13 protein-coding genes are annotated in these 10,282 nt (G+C 72.9%); 10 read left to right on the top strand and 3 right to left on the bottom strand.

The genetic code is table 11. The features are described from left to right. The 4 genes from AC51EU_RS21815 to AC51EU_RS21800 form a co-directional block, all read left to right on the top strand. Positions 1 to 435, top strand: a 435-nt coding sequence (locus AC51EU_RS21815; RefSeq protein ID WP_496268715.1) for a beta-ketoacyl-[acyl-carrier-protein] synthase family protein, incomplete at its 5' end; no start/stop codon positions are given. Positions 436 to 470: 35 nt separating this feature from the next. After that, positions 471 to 737: an acyl carrier protein gene (locus AC51EU_RS21810; RefSeq protein WP_496268714.1), complete on the top strand. Its 267-nt coding sequence runs from the start codon at positions 471 to 473 to the stop codon at positions 735 to 737. Between the two features lie 34 nt (positions 738 to 771). Then, positions 772 to 1,557 (top strand): SDR family NAD(P)-dependent oxidoreductase, encoded by a 786-nt coding sequence (locus AC51EU_RS21805; protein WP_496268713.1) that lies wholly within the window; start codon positions 772 to 774, stop codon positions 1,555 to 1,557. A 15-nt stretch (positions 1,558 to 1,572) separates the two neighbouring features. Next, a complete protein-coding gene (locus tag AC51EU_RS21800) occupies positions 1,573 to 2,532 on the top strand; it encodes an aromatase/cyclase (RefSeq protein ID WP_496268712.1) in 960 nt (319 codons plus the stop codon). 12 nt (positions 2,533 to 2,544) lie between these two features. Here AC51EU_RS21800 and AC51EU_RS21795 read toward each other — a convergent pair whose 3' ends face one another. Together AC51EU_RS21795 and AC51EU_RS21790 are read right to left on the bottom strand one after the other, a co-directional pair. After that, positions 2,545 to 3,132 (bottom strand): MarR family winged helix-turn-helix transcriptional regulator, encoded by a 588-nt coding sequence (locus AC51EU_RS21795; protein WP_496268711.1) that lies wholly within the window; start codon positions 3,130 to 3,132, stop codon positions 2,545 to 2,547. Between the two features lie 224 nt (positions 3,133 to 3,356). Beyond that, positions 3,357 to 4,163 carry an AfsR/SARP family transcriptional regulator gene (locus tag AC51EU_RS21790; RefSeq protein ID WP_496268710.1) on the bottom strand — a complete coding sequence of 269 codons (807 nt, stop codon included), beginning with the start codon at positions 4,161 to 4,163 and terminating at the stop codon, positions 3,357 to 3,359. A gap of 207 nt (positions 4,164 to 4,370) precedes the next feature. Here AC51EU_RS21790 and AC51EU_RS21785 point away from each other — a divergent pair, with 207 nt between their 5' ends. From AC51EU_RS21785 to AC51EU_RS21775, 3 genes are all read left to right on the top strand, one after another. Further along, positions 4,371 to 4,670: an antibiotic biosynthesis monooxygenase family protein gene (locus tag AC51EU_RS21785; protein WP_496268709.1), complete on the top strand. Its 300-nt coding sequence runs from the start codon at positions 4,371 to 4,373 to the stop codon at positions 4,668 to 4,670. Positions 4,671 to 4,703: 33 nt separating this feature from the next. After that, positions 4,704 to 5,624 (top strand): MBL fold metallo-hydrolase, encoded by a 921-nt coding sequence (locus tag AC51EU_RS21780; protein WP_496268708.1) that lies wholly within the window; start codon positions 4,704 to 4,706, stop codon positions 5,622 to 5,624. 105 nt (positions 5,625 to 5,729) lie between these two features. Beyond that, positions 5,730 to 6,203, top strand: coding sequence for a hypothetical protein (locus tag AC51EU_RS21775; RefSeq protein WP_496268707.1), 474 nt, complete (start codon positions 5,730 to 5,732; stop codon positions 6,201 to 6,203). Between the two features lie 110 nt (positions 6,204 to 6,313). On the opposite strand, the gene AC51EU_RS21770 is transcribed toward AC51EU_RS21775, so the two are convergent. After that, complete coding sequence (locus tag AC51EU_RS21770) at positions 6,314 to 7,441, bottom strand: ParB/RepB/Spo0J family partition protein (RefSeq protein WP_496268706.1); 1,128 nt, start codon at positions 7,439 to 7,441, stop codon at positions 6,314 to 6,316. A gap of 542 nt (positions 7,442 to 7,983) precedes the next feature. On the opposite strand from AC51EU_RS21770, the gene AC51EU_RS21765 reads away from it, so the two are divergent. Genes AC51EU_RS21765 through AC51EU_RS21755 form a run of 3 tightly spaced genes read left to right on the top strand, consistent with a single transcriptional unit; the run spans position 7,984 to position 10,159 of the window. After that, positions 7,984 to 8,415: an XRE family transcriptional regulator gene (locus AC51EU_RS21765; protein WP_496268705.1), complete on the top strand. Its 432-nt coding sequence runs from the start codon at positions 7,984 to 7,986 to the stop codon at positions 8,413 to 8,415. A gap of 8 nt (positions 8,416 to 8,423) precedes the next feature. Beyond that, positions 8,424 to 8,978, top strand: a complete 555-nt coding sequence (locus tag AC51EU_RS21760) for a toxin (RefSeq protein ID WP_496268704.1) — start codon at positions 8,424 to 8,426, stop codon at positions 8,976 to 8,978. 2 nt (positions 8,979 to 8,980) lie between these two features. Then, entirely contained in the window at positions 8,981 to 10,159 is a 1,179-nt protein-coding gene (locus AC51EU_RS21755; protein ID WP_496268703.1) for an MAB_1171c family putative transporter, read from the top strand. Positions 10,160 to 10,282 lie beyond the last annotated feature (123 nt).

Genomic DNA, 10,282 nt, shown 5'->3' with positions numbered 1-10,282 from the left:
TTCGATCCGGCGCCGGGCTCCGGGCGGCCGCCGGGGCTGGGGCGCGCGGTGCGCGGCGCCCTGGACGACGCCGGGGCCCTGCCGGAGGAGGTGGACGTGGTGTTCGCCGACGCGGCGGGGGTGCGGGAGCTGGACCGGCAGGAGGCCGAGGCGCTGGCCGGGGTGTTCGGCGGGCGGCCGGTGCCGGTGACCGCGCCGAAGACGATGACCGGGCGGCTGTACTCGGGGGCCGCGGCGCTGGACACGGCCACCGCGCTGCTGGCGGTCCGGGACGCCGTCGTCCCCCCGACGCTGCATGTCCGCACGCTCGCGGCGGACTGTCCCGTCGCCCTGGTCCGGGACACGGCGCGTCCGCTGCCGGTGCGGTGCGCGCTGGTGGTCGCCCGGGGCCGGGGCGGTTTCAACGCGGCCGCGGTGGTACGCGCCGCGGACTGATCTTCGTATCCGAACCGTACGGAAAGCAGGCAGAGATGACCGGACGTGAACTGACCCTGACCGACCTGACCCGGATTCTGCGCGAGTGCGCGGGTGAGGACGAGGCCGTGGACCTGGACGGCGACATCCTCGACACACCGTTCGCCGACCTCGGCTACGACTCCCTGGCGCTGCTGGAGACCTCCGCCCGGCTGGAGCGGGAACTGGAGGTGTCGCTGTCCGAGGAGGACGTGGCCGCCGCGGTGACGCCCCGGCTGCTGCTGGAACTGGCCAACCGCTCCCCGCTCGCGCCCTCCGCATGACCTCCCGTCCCCGCACTCACCCCTGGAGAACGACATGACCGCACCGCACTCCGACGTCGCCGTGGTCACCGGCGGCACCAGCGGCATCGGCCTCGCCGTCGTCGAGGAACTCGCCGCGGCCGGCGCCCGGGTGTTCCTGTGCGCCCGCGACGAGGACCGGCTCACCACCACGCTCGCGGCGCTGCGCGCCCGCGGCCTCGACGTGGACGGCGCGCCCTGCGACGTCCGCTCCCGCACGCAGGTCGGCGCGTTCGTCGCGGCGGCGGTGGCGCGCTACGGCACCGTCGACGTGCTGGTGAACAACGCCGGCCGCAGCGGCGGCGGCATCACCGCCGAGCTGGCCGACGAGACCTGGTACGACGTCATCGACACCAACCTCAACAGCGTCTTCCTGATGACACGCGAGGTACTGACCACCGGCGGGATGCGCGACAAGACGCGCGGCCGGATCATCAACATCGCCTCCACCGGGGGCAAGCAGGGCGTCGTCCTCGGCGCGCCCTACTCGGCGTCCAAGCACGGCGTGGTCGGGCTGACCAAGGCGCTGGGGCTGGAGCTGGCCGGCAGCGGGATCACCGTCAACGCGGTGTGCCCCGGCTATGTGGAGACGCCGATGGCGCAGCGGGTGCGGGCCCACTACGCGCGGATCTGGGACACGGACGAGCAGGCCGTCCTCGACCGCTTCGAGGCCAAGATCCCGCTCGGCCGGTACACGACGCCGCGGGAGGTCGCCGGTCTGGTCGGCTATCTGACCACCGACCGGGCCGCCTCCGTCACCGCGCAGGCGCTGAACGTCTGCGGCGGCCTGGGCAACTACTGACACAAGGGGAACGGGATGAAGCAGGTACGGCACAGCATCGTCGTCGGCGCCCCGGCGCGGGCGGTGTACGGACTGCTCGCGGACGCCGCCGGCTGGCCGGTGCGCTTCCGGCCGACGCTGCACGTCGAGCGGTTGGAGCACACCGGCGGGGCGGACGGCGCGGGCACGGAACGGCTGCGGATCTGGGCACTGGCCGGGGACACCGTCAAGACCTGGACGTCCCGCCGCACGCTGCGGCCCGGGGCGCTGCGGATCGGCTTCCGGCAGGAGGTCTCGCAGCCGCCGGTCGCGGCGATGGGCGGCGCCTGGGTGATCGAGTCGCTGGGACCGGACCGCTGCGAGGTGGTGCTGGAGCACCACTACCGGGCGGTGGACGACGACCCGGCGGCGCTGGCCTGGATCGACGAGGTCACCGACCGCAACAGCGTCACGGAGCTGGAGTCGCTGCGCGCGGTGGCCGAGGACCCGGCGGCCCATGCCGCGGCGACCCTGACGTTCGAGGACACCGTGCACGTCGCGGGCGACGCCGCGGACGTGCACGGCTTCCTCTACCGGGCGCAGGAGTGGCCACAGCGGCTGCCGCACGTCTCCCGTATGGAGCTGACGGAGACCGAGGGGCAGGTGCAGACGATGGAGATGGACACGGTGACGGCGGACGGCGCGGCGCACACCACACGGTCGGTGCGCGTCGGGCTGCCGGGGCGGCGGATCGTGTACAAGCAGGTGGTGCTGCCGCCGCTGCTGGCGGTCCACACCGGCGAGTGGCGGGTGGAACCGTCCGGTGCGGGGGTGGCGGTGACGTCCCGGCACACCGTGGTCGTCCGGCCGGAGTCGGTGGTGCCGGTGCTCGGGGAGGGCGCGGGTCTCGCCGAGGCGCGGGCGTACGCGCGCCGGGCGCTGGGGGCGAACAGCCGGGTGACGCTGGAGCACGCCAAGGCGTTCGCGGAGGGCCGGGCGCCGGGGGCGCGGACCTGAGACGGGCGCGGGTCAGCGGGCGGGGCGCAGCGGATGGGTGCGGCGGCCGGCCGCCGCGGCCTCGTGGAGCAGGGCGGTGCTGGGGGTGCTGGGTGCCGAGGCGTCGCCGCCCTCGTAGTGGGCGCTGATCTTGCCGAGGATGCGGACGAGGTCGGCGTGGTCGCGGTCGTCGAGGAGACCGGAGAAGCAGTCCTCGACGTTGGCGACCTGGACGGGCAGCGCCTCGGCGAGGGCCTCGCGCCCGGCGGGGGTGAGGACGGCGTAGACCGCGCGGCGGTCGTGCGGCGCGGTCTGCCGGCGGACGAGTCCGGCGCTCTCCATACGGTCGGTCAGTTTGCTGACACTTGCCTTGGAGACGACGAGCAGCCGGGAGAGTTCGAGCAGTCTGCGGCGGCCCTCGGGGGCGGTGTGCAGCAGCACCAGGACCTCGAACCAGGCCAGCGACATGCCCAGTTCGCGGGTCAGCCGGCGGTCGAGGGTCTTGGCGACCGATCCGTAGGAGTGGACCAGGGCCAGCCATGCCTGGAATCCCGGGCGCAGTACGGCGGCCGGGACGACCCCGAGCGGAGCGGTCTCACCGGCCGCTTCCTCCGTTGACATGCCAACCCTCTTCCCTCTAGTCTCGATCACACGTAGTTTCCATGTTAACTGTGCCAGGCGGGGCGCTCGTTGTCACCGACCGCCCCTGGCATTCGCGGCTTTCGGGCCGCGCCCTCGGCCGCGGCGCCCGGCCCCCCGTCCGGGCGCCGCACAGGAATTCCGGCATTCCGGGACGTCCGCCGCGGCGGATTTCCGGTGCCGTACGGAAGAGGAACCGCGGAAGATCACAACTGAAGAGGGAACAGCCGTGATCCGGTGCTCGGCTGGAGTGCCGCGTCGGCGGTGAGAATGGACTGCTGGAGCCCCCACATCCGGGGCGAGGGATCGATGCCCAGTTCGTCGCCGAGATTGCGCCGCAGCAAACGGAAGGACTCCAGCGCCTGGGCCGGGCGGCCGGCCCGGTACAGGGAGATCATGAAAAGGGCGTGCAGGTTCTCGTGCAGCGGGTGTTGCAGCGTCAGTCCGGTCAGCTCACCGAGCAGTTCATGGTGCCTGCCGAGCCGCAGATCGGCCTCCACCCGCTGCTCCAGCGCCGTCAGCCGGTCCTCGGCCAGGGCCGTGCGCTGCGCGGTGAGCTGCGGCCCGGCCTTGATGTCGGCGAGCACCGGCCCGCGCCACATGTGGAGCGCGCGGCGCAGCAGCACCGCCGCCCTGCCGTCGTCCCCGGCGGCCAGGGCCCGCTGCCCGAGCTTGGCGCAGTGCGAGAACTCCCGTGCGTCGTGCGCCCCGCCACCGGCCGACAGCCGGTAGCCCCAGCCCTCGAAGGACAGCACCCGGCGGGCCTCCTCGGCACCCAGCACCCGGGTCAGCCCGCGGCGCAGCTGCACGATGTACGTCTGCACGGCGGTGACCACACTGCTCGGCGGGCGGCCCTGCCACACCTCGTCCACCAGCGAGTCCGTGGAGACGGTCTCGTCGGCGCGGGCCGCCAGCAGGGCCAGCAGCTGGCGCGGCTTGGGGGCGCTCGGCACGACATCCTGCCCGGCTGCGGTCACGCGCAGCGGGCCGAGCATACGGATTTCCAGGGTCATTTCCATGCCTCCCCGTTGTGCCCCGCGCACCGGAATGCCCCGTCCGGCCGGCCGGACGTACGGAAGCATTCGGCCCGTCGTCATCGGTCACGGGAATCCGCGCACCCCGGACGGGCGGTGTGGGACACCAGGGCCGGCACGCAGGAAGAAAGAACGGGCCCAGTGTAGGCGAATCCCGGCCGTAAAAGGTGATCAGGAAGGCTGAAAATGCTTACTCTCATAAATTCCTTCGACGTTCACGGCACCCCGGAGCGTTTCGAGGAAGAATTTCATAGGGTTTCGGAATGGATGCGTCGGCAGCCCGGATTCCGGTATCACCGGCTGTGCCGTCACGCACACGATCCGCTGCGTTATGTGAATATCGCGGTCTGGGACGACGAGGCATCGCTCGACGCCGCGGTCGGCAGCGAGGAATTCCGCCGCCGCGCCCGGCCGTTGCGGGAGTTGGCGACCGCGCGGCCGGAGCGCTGGACGACGGCCCTGGACGTCACCGCGGCGGACGACTGACACCGACCCCGACCTCAGAACGGGACTTCTTCCATGGCAGCTCCGACGCCGTCACCCGCGCCCTCCCTCGTCACCCTCGACGAGAACGTCCACGCCCACCTCCAGCCCGACGGCGGCTGGTGCCTGAACAACTCCGGCATCCTCACCGGCCCGGACGGCACGCTGGTGGTGGACACCGCGGCGACCGAGGCGCGGGCCCGCCGGCTGCACGAGACGGTGCGGACCTTGTCCACCGGGCCCGTCCGCACGGTCGTCAACACCCACAGCCACGGCGACCACACCTTCGGGAACCAGTTCTTCGCCGACGAGGCGGAGATCGTCGCCCACGAGAACGCCGCCGCCGAGATGGCCGAGCACGGCCTGGTGATGAAGACCCTGTGGCCCGACGTCCAGTGGGGACGGATCGAACTGACCCTGCCCACGGTCACGTTCCGGCACCGGATGACCCCCGCCTTCCGCGGCCCGCGCACCGAACTGCTGCACCTCGGCCCCGGGCACACCTCCGGCGACACCGTCGTCTGGCTGCCCGACCAGCGGGTGCTGTTCACCGGCGACCTGGTCTTCTCCGGTGTGACGCCGTTCGTGCTGATGGGCTCGGTGTCCGGCACCCTCACCCTCCTCGACCGGCTGCGCGCCCTGGAGCCGCTGCACGTCGTCCCCGGCCACGGCCCGGTCGGCGGCCCCGAACTCCTCGACGCCAACACCGGCTATCTGCGCCGCGTCCGGAGGCTGGCCCGCGAGGGACTGGCCGAGGGCCTGACCCCGATGGAACTCGCCCGCTCGGCGGGCCACGGGCCGTACGGCGCACTCCTCGACAGCGAACGGCTGGTGGCGAACCTGATACGGGCCTACGCGGAGGAGCGCGGCGCCGAGCCCGCCGCACCGCTCGACGGGCCCGCCGCGTTCGCCGCGATGACGGAGTTCGCCGGGGGACTGCCGCACTGCGGCGCCTGACGCCCGTCCTCCGCCCGGTGGCCGCGCCCCGGCCGCCGGGCGGCTCCCGTGCCGTACGGCGCAGGGCCGTGCGGCCTCTTCCCTTCCGACGTCCCAGGAGTCCTCATGCTCGCGGCCCCGATCCCCCGTGGCGCCTCCGCCGCCGTCCTGCTCCTCCACGCCCTCGCCGTCGTCTACACCACGGGGTTCGTCTGGACCCTCCAGCTCATGGACTACCCGATGGTCGCCCGGCTGCGCGGCGCGGCGTCCGCGGCCTACATGGACCAGCACAACCACATGTTCTGGCGGGTGCTGGCGCCGGGGCTGTTCACGGCCGGGATCACCGCCCTGGTCATGCTGGTGATACGGCCGAGGACGGTGCCGCTGCCCGTGGTCGTGGTGTTCCTGGTGCTGCTCGCCGGCATCATGGTGCTGTCCGGCGCGGTGGCCACCCCCGACCGCAACGCCCTCGCCCAGCACTTCGACGCCGCGACCCACGCGCACCTGCTGGCGGTCAGCTGGGTGCGGACACTCGCCTTCACCGCCTGGAGCGGACTGAACGCCTGGATGATCTGGCGGTTGGTCACCGACCGTTCCTGACGGCGCTCCCCCGGGGGCACCGGGCGGCCGGGCCGTTACGGTGCCCGCCGCCCCGTCCGGCCGCCCGTGCCCTCCTGCACGGACGGCCCCGCGGCGGTTTCCTCGTGGGGTCAGCCCGCCCGGCCGCAGCTCTCCACGCCCCGCAGCTCCATCTCGTCGGCGAACGCCATCCACTGCTCGGCGCAGCGCCGCGCGGCGCGCACCACATCGGCGTGCCGGTGGGCCGGCACCCCGTCGGCGAGCCACTTGCGCTTGTCGGTCGCGAGGGCGTGCGTCCCCAGCAGGTGCAGCAGCGCGCGCCCGGCCTCGGTGAAGCGCAGTGACGGGTCCTTGCACATGTTGGAGAACGCGGCGTCGGGCACCACGGACGGCGCCGCCGCCGTGATCATGGCCTGGGCCACCTCCATGCGGTGCCGCGGCTGCTGCACCGGCACCGCCCGCGTCACCGCCGCCGCGGCCCCCTCCGTGCCCGTGAGCGGCTCCCCCGCCGCCGGCACGGCGTGCACGTCCTTCTCCGGCGGGAGCCCGGCGGCCTTGCGCTCCAGCTCCCGCAGCTTGGGCGGCACCGGGTCCTGGCCCAGCCGCATCCGTTCCCGTACGTCCCGTGCGGTGGCGAGCGCCACCCCCGCCTCGCGCGCGATCTCCCGCAGGGACGCCTCCGGCCGTTCCGCGATGACCCGGCTCGCCGTTCTCCGGCCCTCCGCGCCGTTGACCGGACGGCTGCGCCCATCACGTCCCGTGCGGGTGTTCAACTGCGCGATCCGGCCGGTCGAACGGCTGCGCAGCGCGGCCACGGCGCCCGGGGAGAGCCCGGTGACGGAGCCGATCCGCCGGTCCGACCAGTGCGGATGGCTCTCGATGATCCGGGCGGCGGCGGCCGTGCGGTCCTTGCGGGACAGCGGCATCCCGTGCTCGGCGTTCAACCGGACCGCGAGGACGAACGCGTCCTTCTCGTCGCCGTCGACGAAGCGCACCTCGATATGGGGGGCGCCGCGCAGCACGGCCGCCCGCAGACGGTGCATACCGTCGACGATTCTCATCGTGGGGCGGTGCACCACGATGGGTGGTAACGACGCCCCGCTCTCCGCCAGCGCCTCCGCGTGCTCGGCGATCTCTCCGGCCAGCCGCGGCGAGTCGGAGGGCAACAGCGAACCGATCTGGACGAATTCCGTTGCGGCGGCCGGTCGTTCCGTCCCGGCCAGGGACTGCGGCTCTCGGCCGGCGAGTACATCGGACATGGGCACCTTCCTCTGCGCACCGAGGGGTGATGAAGCGCTCAGACACACGAGAGATCAGATGTCGTCACGTACCGGGCCCGCCGGATCGCCGGGGGTGCGGTACGCACCGAGCATCCATAACGCGCGCGGGATACGGGTCAACGGCACCCGACGCGCGGGCGAACACACGGTGTGGCGGACCAGGGGAACGGGGTCACCGCGGCCGTCGGCCGGGCCCCGGTACGGACGGGGTGAGCGGCCCCGGTCCGTGGACAGCGCGGACGGCGCCCCGTGCTCCCCGCCGGCAACCGCCCCCCGGCGGGCGGGAATTGCGGATCATTCATGACGTGCCGGTTCCCCCTGCAGCGATCAGCCCGATGAAATGGGACCGTCAATACCCTTGACAGAAACCGTCGTTGGTTGGTCCACCTCAGCGAACGCCACTTCATCTCTGTCCATCTCTGCTGACAAGACGCACACGCTAGGATCCACACCACGCACTGTCAACCAGCCGCACCTCCCCCACCAACGGCGTTCCACCTGGGCGTACGCGAGGAGCCCCGATGTCCTCACTGGCCGAGAAGATCGACAAACTGTTCACCACGATCCGGCCACTCGGCCGGGAGTACTCGCACGAGGAGGTCGCGTCCGGCTGCGCGCGGCTGAGCGGTTCCACCTTCTCCAAGACATATCTGTGGCAGTTGCGCACCGGACAGCGGGACAACCCCACCAAGCGCCACCTGGAGTCCCTCGCCGCGTTCTTCCGGGTGCCGGTCGGCTACTTCTTCGACGACGTCACCACCGAACGCGTCGACTCCCAGCTCGCGCTGGCCTCCGCGATGCGCAACGCCGAGGTCCGGGAGATCGCGCTGCGCGCCATGCGGATGGACGACAACGGCCGCCGCTCCCTGGCCCGCATCATCCGCGAGGTGAGCGCGCTCCAGGACCGTACCCGCGCCACGGAGCGCACCCCGTCGGCCGACGCCGAGGAGTAGAGCCCCGCATGCCCACCGCACCCCGTGGCCGCCGCGCCCAGCGGCGGCGCATGCAGACCCTGCGCAACGCGTGCCGCGCCCGGCTGGCCCTGCTCGGCCTCCCCGACGCGTACGACCTCCAAACCCTCTGCGACCACCTCAGCAACCGCCGCGGCCGCCCCATCGTCCTGATGGCCGCCCCGATGGACGGGCAGGGGCCGTGCGGCCTGTGGCTCCCTCTCCCCGACACCGACTGCGTGCTCTACGAGGCCCGGACCAGCCGGCACCACCAGGAGCACATCATCGCCCACGAGCTGGGCCACATGGTCTGCGGCCACCACGGCTCCGGCGACCTCGGCGCCGACGGCGCGGCACGCCTCTTCCCCGACCTCGACCCCTCCCTGGTCAAGGACCTGCTCTACCGCGAGAACTACTCCGACGCGCAGGAGCAGGAGGCGGAACTCATGGCGTATCTCCTGGGCGAGCGGCTGCGCACCGGTGCCCGCGCCGAGGAGCCGTTCCCACCGCCCGACAGCATCCTCGGCCGCATCGGCCGGTCCCTCGACTGGCCGCGCAGGGAGTGAGGATGACCGGCATCAGATACCCGCTCGCCGCGTTCGCCTGCTGGATCGCCTTCGGCAGCACCCTGCTGCCCATCCTGCGCGGCAAGCGGCGGGAGCCGACGTTCATCGCCCTGTGTGCCTCCTTCGCCTGCCAGGGCGTCTACCTCACCCTCTCCATCCCGCTGGGCTGCGGCGAGGACCCGTTCGGCGAGATGACGTGGTACCAGGTGCTGGTCCAGATGTGGATCGTCGCGACGATCGCCTGCCAGCAGATCCTGCTCGCCCTCTGGCTCCACCCCCGGCACCGGGCGCGCCCCCGGATCAAGCGGCGGCTGCTGCTGTTCGCCGGGATCGGTCTCGCGCTCGCCGTCCTCTTCCTGCTGGCCGGACAGCACGGGCCCCCCGTCAACCGCTTCCGTCACGCGGGCGACCAGCCGTACTTCTTCACGTACCAGCTCATCTACCTGACCACCTTCATCAGCGGCAAGGCCATCGTGGCGCACACCTGCTGGTACTACGCCTGGCAGGCGTCCGGCCGCTGGGTCCGCCGCGGGCTGCTCATCGCCGGCGCCGGCTCGACCGTCGACCTGCTCTATCCCCTCGGCCGCTTCGCCGACCTGCTGTTCGTCCCCTTCGACCGGGACCCGCGGGCCTGGGCGGACCTCTCCCGCTCCGCGCTCACCGTCGGCATCACCCTCAACGTCCTCGGCTGGACCGCGCCGCTGTGGGGGCCGCACCTCTCGGCCGTCCGCGGCTGGCTCGCCGACTTCCTCACCTACCAGCAGCTGCGCCCCCTGTGGCGGGCCATCCACCGCGCCTGCCCGGAGTCCTCGCTGCTGCCCGCCGCCCGCGGCGGGGTCCTCCCCGTCCGCGACCTCCGCTTCCAGCTGCACCGCCGTGTGATCGAGATCCGCGACGGCGCCCTCACCCTGCGGCAGCGCATCGACCCCGCCACCGCCCGCGCCCTGGCCGACGCCGCCCCCGGACGGGACCGGGCGGAGCAGGTCGCGGCCCGGATCGCGGTGGCGCTCGCGGCCACCGGGCACCGCGGCGCGGGCACGCCCCCCGCCCCGGACGCCGTCCTGCTGACCAGCCCCCCGGACGAGGACTACCGCGCCGACGTCCGCTGGCTGGTCCAGGTCTCCCGGGCCTTCACCCGCGCCCGGCGCACCGCGGCCGCCGCCACCTGCCGCGGCCGCTGAGCACACCTCACGTCCCCGCGTGCCGCCCCAGGTAGTACAGCAACGCCAGGAAGCCGAGGACGAGATGGCCGACGGCTATGGAGAAGAGCACCTGCCGCGTCGTGCGGTGCGCCCGGTGCCGGG

This window comes from Candidatus Streptomyces philanthi, from assembly GCF_059553635.1.
Note: the sequence above shows the minus strand (reverse complement) of the source record. Positions and strands in the feature narration are given on the sequence as shown.